Genomic DNA, 15,342 nt, shown 5'->3' with positions numbered 1-15,342 from the left:
GATACGCTTAAAATAAGAGCAAACGGGCAAGCAGGTCAAACCCCTATCTTTGCCCGCTCATCCTGCTTTGCTTCGCTGTTGTCTCTGCTCACTAAAACCACGTCGGCTCGTCTTCAATCGATTGCCGGTTTGCTCCTCTTCGTGCCCATTGCTGTTTGGCTGTGGGTATTGATCCGGTACGCCACCAACATTGTGTATAACGATGATTATGCGTTGCTGATTTTCATTGCCCGCTGGCACGATCCGGCACAGTCGTGGGCAACGCGCCTAACCGATCTGGTTGCCCTGCACAACACGCACCGCATCATCTATGACCGGTTGGTTAGTTTGGGTACGTACTATCTGACCGGGCAACTCCGCTTCAGCGTTATGATTGCACTGGGTAATCTGGCGCTGGCGGGCATTGGCTGGCAATTGTGGCGCGGCTTCAGGCAGTTGGCGTTACCGGTCTGGTATTTTTTGCCTGTTCCGTTCTGGCTGTTCAGTCTTCAATCACACGAGAATATGTTTTGGGGCATGGCCGCGCTGCAAAACTTCACCGTTATCTGGTTTGTGCAGGAAGCGCTGCATCAGTTACATCGCCGTACGCCCCTTATCTGGCCACTACTTCTGAGCGTGGCGGCTACCCTCACCAGCGGCAACGGACTGTTGGCTTTTCTGATCGGGGCGCTGTTACTGATCAGTCAACAACGCCGCGACCGGTCGGTCTGGATCTGGCTGGGCACCAGTGCTGTGACCCTGTTCATCATGCTGGGATTGTCGGGGGTAGCGCATGAACGTACCCCGCTGCTCACCTGGATTCCAAACCTGTTTCTGGCAACGGGTGGCGCGTTTACCAACCAAACAAGCACCACGCTGCCTTTGGTGGGTGGCGTAGTGCTGACCGTTGTTATGGGGCTGGCTATTCTAAGTTGGATAACTCAGTTTGGGGCATTGGGCCACCGGTTACGTCGACTGCCGGTTTCGGCCGAGTGGCTGGCTTTTGGCTTATTCATTATGACCACAGCGCTGTTACTCGCCATGCATCGGTTGCCCGACGAAATTCTCCGCGACCGGTATAAACTCTACGCTCACCTCATGCTTAGTCTGGTTTATCTGCTGGTGCTGGCTGTGACGGGTTCCCGCCTGAAAACGACTTGGGTGATAGGCAGCACGTTGCTGGCTGCGATCATGAATGCGGGTGCTTTTCACGCCTGCCTTCCCCGTATTGTGGCCGACTTTCAGCAGCGACAAGCCGATGTTTTCAACTTCCAGCAAAACAATACTACCCTTCATATTCCTTATCTGCGCCAACATGCCGATAGCCTGCTCACTAGTGTTCACCGGCAAGGTATTTATCTGTTTCCAAAGGCGCTGCAATCAGCGGCAACCTGGTCGATTGCACAGCCTGCCGACTCTTTGTTGATCAGCAGTTACCAGGATGATCTGGTACAAAACTCGTTTCTGGGTGAGCACCCCTGCTACATAACCGTCGACGATCAACTTATAGCTCATCACCTGAGCGATGGCACCGACCAGGGTATTTATTTAGCGGTAGAAAGTGCAGATAACCGGACGTACCTGTTTCCGGCGGGCCCCAACAAGGGAAGCATTCGTGATTTTGTTACGGGAAAAGGGCCCTTCAGGCCGGGTTTTTCGGTCTCTTTCCTCTCCAGCCGCCTGAAACCGGGGAACTACCGGGTTAATGTACTACGCGTAACTGACAACAGGTACCAGCGCCTTACGTACAATCAGGTATTGGAAATTCGGGCTGTATATTGAAAATTTGCGGTTACGTAACTATTCTCTTAACGAACTGATTATCAGCAGTAGCAACTTGTTTACGTGGATACATATCTAACAAACCCTCCATTTGACGCATGAGCCTTTCCTCCACTCTGAAATCATTTGTCAAGAAGGTTATTCAGCCTTCGCCCAAGATTATTCGTGACTTTGACCCCAAAACCCTGCCTTGGATCGATAGGCCCAATGCAGATATCGATGGGTTTGCTCAACAGTTTGCCAGTAGCCATACGGGGTTGTCGTATAACATGGCCGAGAAACTGCACTTCTGGCAAACGAATGGGTACGTTGTGCTCGAACAAGCCATTGACCCGGCATGGGCTGATCAACTCTGGCGGGAAACCGAAGAACTGATTGCCCATAACGAGCAGTATAAACTCAACGTACGGGTCGATTTACCTGAGTATCAGGCGGCACCTGTGCAGGAGGCGCGGGCACTGCCTCAATCGGTGTTGGGGGGCAAATTCATCAAGTTCATGGATTTTCATAATTCGTCGATCATGGGCAAGAAGATCATGCTGCACCGGAACATCGTTACGTTCCTGGAAGCCGTATTCGGCGAGCGGGTAGTGGCCATGCAGAGTCTGCTGTTCAAATTCGGGAGTCAGCAGTCTACCCACCAGGATTTTGCCTATGTAGTTTCTGAAATACCCAGCCACCTGGCCGCCGCCTGGATTGCGCTGGAAGATGTGTCTTACGACGCCGGGCCGCTTTACTACTACCCCGGTTCGCACAAGATCAAGAAATTCGATTTTGGCAACGGTATTTTCTTCAACGGCGAATCGACCTACGATCCCAATGACTTTGCCCGTTACCTCGACAAAACATGCCAGGATACTGGTATGAAGCGAGAAACGTTGCTTATCAAGAAAGGCGATGTGTTGATCTGGCACGCCTCGCTGGCTCACGGTGGTGATCCGATCCGCAATCCGGAAATGACCCGTAAGTCATACGTTTGCCATTATTCGTCGGTCAGTGCCTATAAACACCACCGGTTGCGGGCGGCAGACGAACCGCAACGCTATTCGCTCAATGGAGCCGATGTGTTTCTGAATCCATCACTTCCCGATCAGGAAGACATCTTCCGGGCTGGCGAAACAATGTAACGCAGGTACGTTGCCAACCACCAGAAATGGGGCGACAGGGTAGTTACTGGATATTGGATTGGACGCTGGATATTGGATAAAAAATTCCTCTGGTCAGCCCCGTTTTTTTGTCCAATATCCAGCGTCCAATGTCAACCAGGAGTAATAGGCTAGTTCTCTAAAATTCTTGGGCCAACGGTGTTTATAGCCGATACATATACTTCACCGGTGATTCCCACTGATAGGAAAGCCTGCTGCATAGCCTGACCAACGCGTTGCGCTGTTTCAACATCGCGGCTAAGGGCAAACATCGACGGGCCTGAGCCTGAAATACTACAGCCCAACGCCCCGTTGTCGAGCGCGGCTTGTTTTACTTCGTTGAATTCAGGAATCAGAATGGAGCGTACCGGCTCAATGATCACGTCGACCATCGACCGGCCAATGAGGTCATAATCGGGCTTAGTCAGACCAGCAATCAAACCGGCCACGTTGCCCATCTGCGTGATGGCGTTTTTCAGCGACACCTCGTTTTTCAGAATAAAGCGGGCATCTTTCGTATTCACTTCCACATCGGGGTGAACCAGCGTAGCAAACAAACTAGCGGGCGTCTCGATCTTGATTACATCGAGCGGCGAGTAGCAGCGCACCACCACAAACCCACCCAGCAGAGCCGGGCCAACATTGTCGGCGTGGGCCGAGCCACAGGCAATACGTTCGCCTTCCATGGCAAACGGCAGGAGTTCGATCGTAGTCATCGGGCGACCCAGCAACTCGTTGGCGGCGTACACACCAGCCACAGCACTCGCCGCGCTTGAGCCCAATCCGCTGCCGAGGGGCATATTTTTGGTCAGTACCATCTCGAAGCCAACATCGGCACGGCCTAGTTTCGCCAGAAAAGACTGAATAGCAATACCCGCCGTATTACGGGATGCTTCGCGGGGTAAGCGACCGTCATCGCCAATAATGTCGAGGATACGAACACCCGGCTCGTCAGACATCCGCAGCAATACTTCGTCGCCAGGCTGGTCGACGGCAAAACCAAATATATCGAAGCCACAGGCTACATTGGCCACGGTGGCAGGCGCAAATACACGTATTTCGTTCACGGAAAGAGGCAATTAGGGCGGCAAGTTAAGCCAAAAACAGTTTGTGGTTTGATGTTTGTAGTTTGACGTTGCTCTGCCAGGTAAAGTACTACACCTCAGCAGAGCAACGTCAAACTACAAACATCAAACCACAAACTGTTTTCTCTTTCTCTTACCAGAACCGGATATACAGCACTGACAGGAGCATGAAAATAATGACCACGAGTACAATATTCGACCGCTCCAGTTTGAACATCGACGAATCGATTTCCAAACCTCTTGGGTTGATTTTCGGACCAGCCAGGCTAATAAGTACCATAGCCAGCACCGTGAACACAAACGACCAACCCATGCAAATCAGGAATGGAATTTCCATGTTGCCCGAATCGCTGTTGTAGAAAGCCGTGTACAGAATGGTTTCGTTGCCAAACAGGCTTGGGGCGAAGTTGTTGAACAATACCGCCAGCGCGAAACCAAGCAGTACGCCCACGATCGCTGCAGTGCCAGTGGTGCGTTTCCAGAAGAAACCCAGAATGAACAAGGCGAAAATACCTGGGCTTACGTAGCCGGTGTATTTCTGAATGAAGGTAAACCCGCCTTCGCCGCCAATTCCCAGCGCATCGCCCCAGGCCAGCATGATCGAGATCAGCATGGCGGCTACAATGGTGAGTCGGCCAACCCAAACGAGTTTCTTCTCCGACGCGTCTTTGTCTACATACTTATGGAAGATATCGAGCGTAAAGATGGTCGAGATCGAGTTTGCTTTACCAGCCAGCGAGGCCACAATAGCAGCCGTCAGTGCAGCTACCGACAGACCTTTCAGTCCACTTGGCAAGAAGGTCAGCACGGCCGAGTAGGCGTTATCGGCCATTACTTTTCCGTTGGTTGTCATTTCTGCCTGTAAGCCCCCGTTTTTGTAAATTACGTAGGCGGCAATACCCGGCACCATCACAACCAGCGGCATAAATAGTTTCAGAATAGCGGCGAAGAGAATACCGGTACGGGCTGTTTTCAAGTCGGCACCAAGGGCGCGTTGGGTAATGTACTGGTTACAACCCCAATAGTTGAGGTTCACAATCCACTGACCAGCCAGATACATCGAGATACCGGGCAGAGTCAGGTACTTATTCACATCTACCTGCGAGGTGTTTGGACCCGGTTTCTCGAAAATCATGTGAAAGTGATCATCCGCATTAGCCATCATTCCCTTGAACCCGTCGATAGCACCACTACCTACGCCCAGCACCTCAGCTACTTTATCAAGCGCCAGGTACGTTGTCACCAGACCACCCACGATCAGCACCAACACCTGAATTACGTCGGTATAGCCAATTACTTTCATGCCACCGAGCGTAATCACAATAGCAAAGATGCTGAGGCTGACAATGATCATGTGGAACGACTCGCCACCCACAAGATTAGAAAGGGCCAGCGCACCGAGGAACAGGATAGATGTCAGGTTAACGAATACGTAGAGAAACAGCCAGAAAACGGCCATGATCATACTAACGGTTTCGTTGTAGCGCTGACTCAGGAACTGCGGCATCGTGAAGATGTGGTTCTTGAGGTAAATGGGAATGAACCAAACGGCCACAATAATCAGGGCAATGGCCGCCAGCCATTCGTAGGCGGCAATAGCCACACCCAGGGTAAAGCCACTACCCGACATACCAATAAACTGTTCGGCCGAAATATTAGACGCGATCAGCGAGGCACCGATGGCCCACCAGGTCAATGACCCTTCGGCCAGGAAAAAGCCTTTCGTGTCTAGGGAGTCCGTTTTTTTCTGGTTATAAATCCAGTATCCGTAGGCCGATACGCCGACGAAATAGAGGAGAAAAATAACGTAATCAATTGTAACAAGTTGGTTCATGGAAATTATTTCGGAAGATTATCCAATTAGAAGTAGAACAAGGAGGGTCAAAAATAAGTGAATAGGTGAGATAACGTCTGTTTATTACGTTCTCCTTTGTACACTATTCTGCCATTCAAAGGCAAGTCTAACCGAATTTACCCCTGCTGTTGCGTGATTAGCCGCCGGAGTAGCCTATAGAGCAGCTTACCAAAACCACAGTAAACGCTTTCGGGTTACTAGTTACCTACCTGGCTCTTTCTGTTAAATGAGTGAATGGAAAGCAGGTCAAGGCTACTCAACAAAACGGTATGAATCTTCTGGAAATAGCGCAGGACCCGGCCAGCGTGGCAAAGGCAGCAAAACTAATTTACGTCAGCGATACCATGCCCGGTATCAAACGGCAAACACATGGCGATCGGTATGCCTATACCGACCCAAAAGGTAATACGGTCGATGATGAAGCTACGCTGGAGCGAATTCGGAAAATGGCCCTCCCTCCTGCTTACCAGAACGTCTGGATCTGCCCCAAACCAAATGGTCACCTGCAAGCTACGGGTATTGATGTGAAAGGGCGGAAACAGTACCGCTATCATGCCAACTGGAACGCCATTCGCAGCGAGACAAAATTTTACCGGATGATCGCTTTTGGCGAAAAACTCCCCTTACTCCGCGAGCGCATTCACAAAGATCTGAACCGCCGACAGCTAGACCACGACAAAGTCATTGCCATTGCTTTGAGCGTGATGGAGCAAACATTGATTCGGGTGGGCAATGCGGCTTACGAAAAAGAATATGGTTCGTATGGCCTCACCACGCTCAAAAATCGCCACGTAACCACCAGTACCAGCGATGTGCGGTTTAGCTTCAAAGGCAAAAAAGGCATATACCACGATATTACGCTACGCGACAAGCGACTGGCCAAACTGGTAAAAGCGTGCCGTGATATTCCCGGAAAAGAGTTGTTTCAGTATCTCGATGATGACGGCAATCGCCACGGCATCGATTCGGGCATGGTAAACACGTACCTGCAGGAAACGATGGGCGACGAATTTTCGGCCAAAGACTTCCGAACCTGGGCAGGCACCACCAATGCTCTGCGTTTGCTGGTGGAATTGGAGCCTTGCGAGACGGAGAAAGACGCTAAAAAGAACGTCAATACCATTCTCGATGAAGTAGCCCATCGGCTGGGTAACACACGTACCGTTTGCCGTAAACATTACGTTCACCCCCAGATTTTGGAAGCATACGAGTGTCAGGATCTGAACCCCTACATTGCCAAGCGCAATCGCTATCGCCAAACCAGCCCCCACGGCCTCGACGGCACCGAGAAGCTACTGCTGGCGTTTTTGGAAGGGGAAATGAGAATTAAGATGTGAGAGACAAGATGTGAGAAACAAGAGACAAGAATAGCCTCAATTCAGCACGATACGTCTACAAGCGAAGCTATTCTTGTCTCTTGTTTCTCACATCTTGTCTCTCACATCTTAATTCTTACTTCCCAAAAAAACCTGACTAATGTTGCTGCTTAGGCGGAGGAGTTCGATTTCGGCGGCCTTGGCGTTGAACTCAGCATCGAAGAGGCGGGCTTGGGCGGCTACGGAATTGCGCTGAACATCCCGGAATTCAACGGGTGTTGAGTTACCTACCCGATACCGGTCATAGGCAATGTCGATGTTTTCAAGAGCGATTTTGTAGTTCTGAACCTCCACATTCAGCAACGCCAGGCTATTTTGATACTGTGTAAACGTTTGGGCAATTGCCTGATCGAGTACTACTTTCTGGTCCGCCTGCTGATACTCGGCGGCAAGCGCGTTGGCCCGGGCATTGGCTTCGAGCCTCCGCAGGTTACCACCATTGAATATGGGAACCACGGCCGTTACTCCGTAGGTTAACCCCCGGTTACGGCCCTGCGCCACCCCAAAGCCGCCTTCATTATCGATAAACGTAAAGTTGTAGCCCGTCTGTAAATTGACCACAGGCTGCCGCTGTGCCCGGGCCAGCCGAATACCAATGTCGGCTACCCGCCTGTTGAGTACTGCCGCTACCAGTAATGGGTTGTTTGCCTGCATTCCCTGCCGAATTTGATCGATATTCATAGTCGGATTCACCAGAATCGTGTCGCGAATGGCAAAATCAGTGAGCGGGTCACGTACAAGCAGCGTATTGAGCAATATTTTGGCTGAACGTAAATTTTGCTCCTGCGTCAGTAGGGTGACGCTATCCGCGTTGTAATCGACCTGAGCAGTCAAGTAATCCACTTTCGACCGCGTACCCACTTCGTAGGTCGCCTTAGCCAGTTCGAGCCGGTCGCGCGAGATGTCGAGGGCCTGCCGAAATGAGAGCAATTGCTGCAACTGGCGCACTACATCATAGTAGGCTGTAGCCACGTTGGCAATGGTTTGCTCAACACTAGCCCGCGTGTTGGCCTGACTAAGGCGAATCAGTTCACCAAACCGTTCGTAGGTAGCAAAATTGGCAAAACCATTAAACACCGTCCAGTTCATATTTACTCCGGCCTGCGAGGTACGGTTAAAAATACCGTTTAGCACCTGCGGTGGACGGATGTTATCGACAAAAGTCTGATCGATAGTTTGCCGGTTTCCGTTGGTGTTCAGGTTGCCGGTAATGAGCGGGTAAAAGCCCGCGTTGGCCGGAATACGCTCGTTACGGGCAATCTGTTCCTGCGTTTGCAGCCCCTTTATCTGGTAGTTCTGCGCCAAAGCTGTAGCAATGGCATCGGGTAACAACAACTGCTCCCCTTGTTGAGTAATGTAGGCATTTCGTAACGCCCGCTGCACAGGGTTCTGGAATGGCTGCTGCTGGGCTATCGACTCTGTAATCAGTACTGAAAAGAAGAGAGTAACTAGGAGGCGCATTGAGCGGTACTGGTTAAAGTAAAAAAAAATGTCATTGGGCTACGCTGTCATTGATTGTCATTAGCCTTCGGCGTCATTGGTTGTACTATTCGTAAAAACGATGAATAACAACCAATGACCATTTAATGACAGCGTAGCCTAATGACCACAAATGACAATTACTGTAAAAGTAGAGCAAAAAGCATTGATTGCCGCTGTTCTATGCATTGGCTAACGTACCTGAATCTGGTAAGTTTGCTACTCTGTCAACAAACTCTCTATGCCTAGACCTTCTATTTACCTCTATCTGTTAGCCACCCTCCTGCTGGCCGCCTGTTCAACCCGCCGTTCGGTCGACTATATTTTCACCAACGCCACCGTTTACACCGCCGATTCAACGTTCACCGTAGCCCAGGCCTTTGCCGTCGACGAAGGTAAATTCGTAGCCACTGGCTCTACCACTGAGCTGCTGGATCAATTCAAATCCGACAGCATTATTGATTTACAAGGGCAACCCGTTTACCCCGGCTTTTACGATCCTCACGCCCACTTTCTGGGCCTGGGTCAGATGCTCGATCAGGCTGACCTGGTCGGTGCCACTTCGTATCAGGAGGTCATTGATCGGCTGAAAGCCTACCAGGCCAAACACCCGGATGTTCTCTGGATCATCGGTCGTGGTTGGGATCAGAACGATTGGCCGGGAAGCGATTCACCGGTGCGCGGCTTTCCGACCAATAAATTGCTCAACGACGCCTTTCCCAACATTCCGGTGGCCCTTACCCGCATTGACGGGCATGCGTTGCTGGTTAATGACAAAGCCCTGAGACTGGCCCGGGTAACGGGCTCAACGGCTATGCCCGGTGGCGAGGTCGTTTTGGCGGGTACACAACCTACCGGCGTACTGGTCGACAATGCCATGCAGGTAATCCGCCGTGTTATTCCGCAACCCGATGAGGAAGCGAAAACCCGGATGTTGCAGGCCGCCGAAAAAGTATGCCTCGAGTTGGGGCTCACTACCGTTTCCGACGCGGGCCTAAACCGTACTGATATTGAGCTGATCGACAAATTGCATCAGGAGAAAAAGCTAAAAATCCGCGATTACGCCATGATTAGCCTTGGGGAGGCAAACATGGAGTATTACCTTAAAAAAGGGCCTTACCAGACCGATCGCCTCACGGTAAAATCGTTTAAACTATATGCCGACGGGGCGCTGGGTTCGCGGGGTGCCTGTCTGCGGAAACCCTATGCAGACCGACCCGAAACAACAGGTTTTCTCTTGCTTAGCCCTTCCGAACTGGATCGGGTAACCGGACTGATTGCCAACAGTGGTTTTCAGGCGAACACCCATTGCATTGGCGACTCGGCCAATCACCTGATGCTGAACCTCTACGGAACGTACCTGAAAACGAAGAATGATCGTCGCTGGCGTATCGAACACGCGCAGGTCGTGTCGCCCGAAGATGTGGCAAAGTTTGGTCGCTATTCGGTCATTCCATCGGTACAGCCTACTCACGCTACCTCAGACATGTACTGGGCTGGTGAGCGGCTGGGAGTCGTTCGGGAAAAAGGCGCTTATGCCTTCAACGATCTAATGAAGCAAAACGGCTATATCACCTTTGGCAGCGATTTTCCCGTTGAATACGTCAATCCGCTGTTTGGTTTTCACTCAGCGGTAGCCCGGCAAGACGCCAAAAACTTTCCCAAAGGCGGGTACCAGCCTGAGAATGCCGTATCGCGTAAAGACGCACTGCTGGCAATGACCCGTTGGGCCGCTTACGCCTGTTTTGAAGATAGCCTGCGTGGTAGCATTGCTCCCGGTAAACAGGCAGACTTTGTCATTCTTGAGAGCGATATCATGACTGCTCCCAACGAAAAATTACGCGACGTCAAAGTTCGCCAAACTTGGGTTGGTGGGGAACGGCTGTTCAAAGCCGCGATGAAGTAATGACCAACAGCACTGATAATCCGCACGATCGGTATTTTAAGGAAACGTTCTCGCAACTGGATATCCTGGCCGACTTTCTAAACGTATACCTGCCCGACCAACTCCGCGAGCAGCTCGATTTTTCATCGTTGGAAAGGGAATTCGACTCGTATACGGACGAAGCGTTGAGCGAGCATTTTGCTGATCTGCTTTTTACGGCCAATCTAGGCGGCAAGCCAGTTCGGGTGGCAGTATTGCTCGAACACAAGAGTTATACTGAGCCTCACATTCATTTTCAGCTTAACCGATATATGCTTAATGTATGGGATGATGCCCTTGCTCAGAAAAAACCAATTCTACCCATCATCCCCATAATTGTATATCATGGTAGACGGCGTTGGAAGAAACAAGAAGTCCATACTTATTTCAATCAATTACCAGATATTGCTTTACCCTACGTACCTGCTTTCGATTATGTGCTTATTGATCTGTCAACCATACTTGACCGGTTGCCAGGATTTCGATCTGACTACGCTCAACTCACGGGTGTATTACTTCAAACCAGCCGGGAAAGGCGCGTGTTGGAGAAATCACTGCTTACCCTTGCAGACAGTATCAACCGGCTCTTATCATCTGAACAAGGTGAACAATTTTTCCGAACCTCACTTATCTACCTAAGCTGGGTAACATCCTTGACAAAGGTTGAAATAGTGACTATTTTTCGTGACGTTTCTAAACAAGCAGAAAACTACAATATGTCGCTATACGAACAACTCATTCAGGAAGGTGTAGAAAAAGGTATTGAGCAGGGCATTGAGCAGGGCATCGAACAGGGTATTGAACAGACGAACAGGAAGGCTATAAAAGCGATGTTAAAGCTGAATATGACAACCAACCTCATTGCAACGGCCTTAGATTTACCAGTTGGCCAGGTACATGCCTACATTACCCAAATCGAGAACGAACAGGCGTAACATTTCACCACGCTGCCACCAAAAAAGCCCATCTGAGCAGATGGGCTTTTTTGGTGGTTATTGAATCATCGCTTGTGCTTCCAGTAACGCCTCAGCGTATGGTTGTGACAGATACCGTCCGGGTACGTCGCCCATCGGTAAATCGACACCTTCCGGGGCGGCATCCCACAGCCCCGACCGGTGCCAGGGCGTCAGTTGATCCCAATCGGGCCGGTCAATAATGGGATAAAGACAAACGCCTTCCAGCGGTATGCCCGCCTGTCGGGCTTTTACACTTTCGCGGGCAATCATGCGTATCCAGTTTGGCCTATCTATGCCGGGGTGACTGGTCTCGCTAAGTACGATGGGCTTGCGGTAACGTTTGTATACTTCCCAAAAAAGCTGATGCAGGGGTCTAAAACGTGGGTCATTCCCTTCATTTCCCCAAGGCAATAACTGGTAGCTGGGCAACTCCCACTGATTGTTATAGTAAAAATTTACGCCTACGATATTAACCATGTCGGATCTACCACCTAATTCGGGGTGTAGCCGACCCAACAACATATCAACGGCCTGATACTGGTTGTCGTGCGCTCGTTTTGCATTGTCTATTTCAGAGCGGGTTGCGTTGAGGGGCGGCACCATATTTACCAACGGTTCGGTAGTCATTACCACGATATTTGGGTCTACTTCGCGCATCGCCGTGATGCCTTCCAGATACGCCCGAATTAGACCAGTCTTCACCTCAAACCCCTGTTTGGTGCAGTATGGCGACGTACCGCATACGTCGCCACCCAGCCAGGAAATGAAGCTTACTTCGTTGATTGGCGTGACAATGAGTGCCCCATCTGGGTACGTTTCCCGATAAACAGGTACGAAAGCCCGGCAAATGGCGGCGAACCGACGGGCAAACATGGGGTGTAGCGGCGTCAGATCGTCGGGATAACCGAAATGGCAAATATCCCAGATCTGTTGAATACCCAGGGCTCTACCCCTCTGAAGCATTTGTCGCACCACCGTCCAGTCATATACATAGGCTCTTTTCTCTACCTGACTCCAGCGAATTCCTTCACGCACCGTTCTTATGTTCAAATGGGCAATGTCGCGGTAATCATCATCAAGACGGTCGAGGTGGCCGGTAAGGGGTAAGAAGTCGACGCGATTTCCGAAAGCATTTTGTTGGTCAGTACATTCATAGCCAGCCCACCAAAAGGTATCAAAAAGACTGATTTTGGGCGACTTACCGATCGTTTTCGTAGTGTTCATGTATGGCTGGGTGATTCATACGAAACTACAGCCACTTAGGGTCGGCATCGAAACTTAGCCAACGGCATCAGGCAATAGAGCACTCGCTTTTATTAAAAAAGAACCTGCTTCACATAAGGCCTTTCCCCTATGTGAAGCAGGTTCTCTACCAACGGCAATCTGCTTACCGAAACCAGATTTTTTGCGAAAAGCGTTGCTGATTGCGCTGGCGTTCCAGATTCAATAGCAGATACCCGTCGGCAATACTACCTGCGTTAATCTCCCGGCCGGCGAGTGTTTCAACCTTTTCGGTAAATGAACGCAACTTTACCCCGTTCGTATTCAGCAACAGAACCGTTACTATCTCGTGTGGATCGAAGCCTTTCAGAAACAGACGAAACGTACCGCCCGCGCTGGGATTAGGATAGGCTACCAATCGAGTATCGACTGTTGTCTCAGGCGCTCCCTGTGCAAGCAGATCAACCGATAGCACCAGCAACAGGGCAGCCCGATTATCAACTTTCAGATAATCTGTACCGCGCCCATCAGACATGTAATTTTTAAAGTCGCCGCCTTTCATACCTACCTGTTCAGAGCCAGGGTCCCGGACGTTGTCAAATAGTCTTACCTGTTCTACATAGCCGGGTTTAAGCCCAAAGTCGAACAACACATAATCCTGCTCAGCAACCAGATCCAATTTTTCTCCCTGACTGGTGATGCCATGAAAGTCCCGGTCTTTGGCGGCGGCGGGTCCATAGACCACCGAGTTATCAGACCATGAACCGGCATTGACACTCCGTATCGACAAGGTCTGATCAGCAATTTCGGCGGGTAGCACAACAGACACTTGCGACGGGCCCCAGGCAAAATTGCGCGACGAGAAGTTGGGCCGAGCTACCACTTCGTAACGGTTTGTTTCCGTGTTGAACGAAATCCGTACGCTTATCTGAGGCGAATTTTGACCCAGGCAAACAGAGCCTATCAACAGGCAGAGACTGACCAGAAAACTAAAACGATTGTTCATCACGGTAAAAAATTAGTATGATCATCGAATACGTACTACGGACAGTGGCAAGCAAGTAGGCACACAATCGCCACAGAGAGTAACGGACAAGCCCGTCGAAACGGCCAAACAACTCGCCGTAACACTGCTTACTGTGTTGCTCCCATTGACTACCAGATTCATGATGGTACTGTCGTCGGTATACGTCAACGCGTAGGCCATGTATGTACCCGCCGACAGACCCGTAGAGACGAATGACGGCGTAGCCGACACCCGAACTAGTTTCCCCGACGCATCGGTCAGCGCATAGCTGGTTTTTATGCCCGCTCCCGTACTACCACCGGCACTCTGCACTGTGATAAGCTGTCCAATCTGATAGTCGCAGTTGGCAGGTGGTGGCGTTGGCGAGGTCACACAGGCTTTGAAAACCAACGCGTTCGACCAATCAAAACAGGTAGCTGATACCGCACTCAACGCATTGCCTACCGACAGACCCGTAATGGGCGCTTCATAGGCAATAGCCACAGCCATATAAGTAGCCGTACCGCTAAGACCCGAAAAACTAGCTGTAGGACTAATCTGTAGGATATTGCCCGTGCTAGATGCCAATACATAACGGGTGTTTACGGCTGTGCCGCTGGTTCCTCCACTGCTCATGAGGGTAACCGTAGAGGTCGTGTAATCGCAGGTGGCGAGTTCCAGTGGGCAGCCATACGCATTGACGACTGTGCCTGTCGGTGTACCGGGGCAAAGGTCAGCCGCATCGTCGATACCGTCCAGATCGGAATCAGCCAGCCAGCCAATCACCAGATCACTCGATTCTGTAAAAATGGGAGTTGCCAAACCCTGCCCTGCCATCAGCCAAAAACTAATAAACAAGCCCAGTAGCCAGGCACAACGTTGCTTCGTGTACATGAGCGCTTATTTACTTAAGGTGGGAGCTATTAGATTACAGGATGTACAAACCGTACCTGTGTTGGCATAATTGCGTACATAAAGGTTGCTATCTCCCAATATATCGTTGGCAGAATACATGGTGTTGGCAAAGTCGCCTCCATTCATACCCGCAATACTAGAATCAGGGTCTGTACCATTTATGAATAGCCGAAGGCCCGGTAAACAGGCACCACCGGGTAATACAAACCAAAACAGCAACGTTTCTGTATTGGCCGTCAGGTCTACTTTCAAGCCAGTAGAACCCACGCCGTGAAAATCCAGCCCTTGCACATCATACGCCTGCGAGTTGTCTGTCCAGCCACCGGCAGCCGTGCTGTTGATTGCAAAAGCCACATTGGTCAACGATGAAGGCGTTACAACGGTGACCTGCGAGCTTCCCCAGTTATACTGAGTTGCCGAGGTAGTGGGGCGGGCATACACTTCATATCTACTGAGCGTCAGGTTGTAACGCAGGGTAAATTCAACCGACTGGGTTGTTTGGGCAATGCCGACGAAAGCCGTAAACAGCAAGCCCATAATAAGTAGCATCTTTTTCATAATTGTTATTGCAGGTACGTGTAAAGGTGTTATCAAGTGAAAAAAGAAGCTGGGAAACCCC

At 50.6% G+C, this 15,342-nt stretch carries 12 protein-coding genes; 5 read left to right on the top strand and 7 right to left on the bottom strand.

Going from position 1 to position 15,342, the window contains the following annotated elements:
- Positions 1–78: 78 nt before the first annotated feature.
- Together ACAW87_RS09035 and ACAW87_RS09030 are read left to right on the top strand one after the other, a co-directional pair.
- Complete coding sequence (locus tag ACAW87_RS09035) at positions 79–1,761, top strand: hypothetical protein (RefSeq protein ID WP_370723049.1); 1,683 nt, start codon at positions 79–81, stop codon at positions 1,759–1,761.
- A 98-nt stretch (positions 1,762–1,859) separates the two neighbouring features.
- A complete protein-coding gene (locus ACAW87_RS09030) occupies positions 1,860–2,888 on the top strand; it encodes a phytanoyl-CoA dioxygenase family protein (protein WP_370723048.1) in 1,029 nt (342 codons plus the stop codon).
- Between the two features lie 149 nt (positions 2,889–3,037).
- Here ACAW87_RS09030 and ACAW87_RS09025 read toward each other — a convergent pair whose 3' ends face one another.
- Complete coding sequence (locus tag ACAW87_RS09025) at positions 3,038–3,973, bottom strand: homoserine kinase (RefSeq protein WP_370723047.1); 936 nt, start codon at positions 3,971–3,973, stop codon at positions 3,038–3,040.
- Between the two features lie 151 nt (positions 3,974–4,124).
- Entirely contained in the window at positions 4,125–5,825 is a 1,701-nt protein-coding gene (locus tag ACAW87_RS09020) for a sodium:solute symporter family transporter (RefSeq protein ID WP_370723046.1), read from the bottom strand.
- 290 nt (positions 5,826–6,115) lie between these two features.
- On the opposite strand from ACAW87_RS09020, the gene ACAW87_RS09015 reads away from it, so the two are divergent.
- The gene (locus ACAW87_RS09015; protein WP_370723045.1) at positions 6,116–7,183 is read left to right on the top strand and encodes a DNA topoisomerase IB; all 1,068 of its coding nucleotides are present in this window, start codon (positions 6,116–6,118) and stop codon (positions 7,181–7,183) included.
- Positions 7,184–7,291: 108 nt separating this feature from the next.
- On the opposite strand, the gene ACAW87_RS09010 is transcribed toward ACAW87_RS09015, so the two are convergent.
- A complete protein-coding gene (locus ACAW87_RS09010) occupies positions 7,292–8,683 on the bottom strand; it encodes a TolC family protein (RefSeq protein ID WP_370723044.1) in 1,392 nt (463 codons plus the stop codon).
- A 259-nt stretch (positions 8,684–8,942) separates the two neighbouring features.
- Here ACAW87_RS09010 and ACAW87_RS09005 point away from each other — a divergent pair, with 259 nt between their 5' ends.
- Both ACAW87_RS09005 and ACAW87_RS09000 read left to right on the top strand, forming a co-directional pair.
- On the top strand, positions 8,943–10,607 hold the full coding sequence (locus ACAW87_RS09005) for an amidohydrolase (RefSeq protein WP_370723043.1): 1,665 nt from the start codon (positions 8,943–8,945) through the stop codon (positions 10,605–10,607).
- Positions 10,607–11,560, top strand: coding sequence for an Rpn family recombination-promoting nuclease/putative transposase (locus ACAW87_RS09000; protein ID WP_370723042.1), 954 nt, complete (start codon positions 10,607–10,609; stop codon positions 11,558–11,560). The genes ACAW87_RS09005 and ACAW87_RS09000 overlap by 1 nt, the downstream gene beginning before the upstream one ends.
- Before the next feature lie 57 nt (positions 11,561–11,617).
- On the opposite strand, the gene ACAW87_RS08995 is transcribed toward ACAW87_RS09000, so the two are convergent.
- The 4 genes from ACAW87_RS08995 to ACAW87_RS08980 form a co-directional block, all read right to left on the bottom strand.
- The gene (locus ACAW87_RS08995; RefSeq protein ID WP_370723041.1) at positions 11,618–12,805 is read right to left on the bottom strand and encodes an amine oxidase; all 1,188 of its coding nucleotides are present in this window, start codon (positions 12,803–12,805) and stop codon (positions 11,618–11,620) included.
- A gap of 163 nt (positions 12,806–12,968) precedes the next feature.
- Positions 12,969–13,808 carry a hypothetical protein gene (locus ACAW87_RS08990; protein ID WP_370723040.1) on the bottom strand — a complete coding sequence of 280 codons (840 nt, stop codon included), beginning with the start codon at positions 13,806–13,808 and terminating at the stop codon, positions 12,969–12,971.
- Between the two features lie 21 nt (positions 13,809–13,829).
- On the bottom strand, positions 13,830–14,702 hold the full coding sequence (locus ACAW87_RS08985; RefSeq protein WP_370723039.1) for a hypothetical protein: 873 nt from the start codon (positions 14,700–14,702) through the stop codon (positions 13,830–13,832).
- A gap of 6 nt (positions 14,703–14,708) precedes the next feature.
- Entirely contained in the window at positions 14,709–15,281 is a 573-nt protein-coding gene (locus ACAW87_RS08980; RefSeq protein ID WP_370723038.1) for a hypothetical protein, read from the bottom strand.
- Positions 15,282–15,342 lie beyond the last annotated feature (61 nt).

The organism is Fibrella aquatica, from assembly GCF_041321135.1.
GTDB classification, from domain to species: domain Bacteria; phylum Bacteroidota; class Bacteroidia; order Cytophagales; family Spirosomataceae; genus Fibrella; species Fibrella aquatica.
Note: the sequence above shows the minus strand (reverse complement) of the source record. Positions and strands in the feature narration are given on the sequence as shown.

Bases quoted from the DNA above. Each gene is read 5' to 3' on its own strand.
- ACAW87_RS09030 (WP_370723048.1), top strand. From the start codon at position 1,860: ATGAGCCTTTCCTCCACTCTGAAATCATTTGTCAAGAAGGTTATTCAG.
- ACAW87_RS09020 (WP_370723046.1), bottom strand. From the start codon at position 5,825: ATGAACCAACTTGTTACAATTGATTACGTTATTTTTCTCCTCTATTTC.
- ACAW87_RS09015 (WP_370723045.1), top strand. From the start codon at position 6,116: ATGAATCTTCTGGAAATAGCGCAGGACCCGGCCAGCGTGGCAAAGGCA.
- ACAW87_RS09010 (WP_370723044.1), bottom strand. From the start codon at position 8,683: ATGCGCCTCCTAGTTACTCTCTTCTTTTCAGTACTGATTACAGAGTCG.
- ACAW87_RS09005 (WP_370723043.1), top strand. From the start codon at position 8,943: ATGCCTAGACCTTCTATTTACCTCTATCTGTTAGCCACCCTCCTGCTG.
- ACAW87_RS09000 (WP_370723042.1), top strand. From the start codon at position 10,607: ATGACCAACAGCACTGATAATCCGCACGATCGGTATTTTAAGGAAACG.
- ACAW87_RS08995 (WP_370723041.1), bottom strand. From the start codon at position 12,805: ATGAACACTACGAAAACGATCGGTAAGTCGCCCAAAATCAGTCTTTTT.
- ACAW87_RS08990 (WP_370723040.1), bottom strand. From the start codon at position 13,808: ATGAACAATCGTTTTAGTTTTCTGGTCAGTCTCTGCCTGTTGATAGGC.
- ACAW87_RS08985 (WP_370723039.1), bottom strand. From the start codon at position 14,702: ATGTACACGAAGCAACGTTGTGCCTGGCTACTGGGCTTGTTTATTAGT.
- ACAW87_RS08980 (WP_370723038.1), bottom strand. From the start codon at position 15,281: ATGAAAAAGATGCTACTTATTATGGGCTTGCTGTTTACGGCTTTCGTC.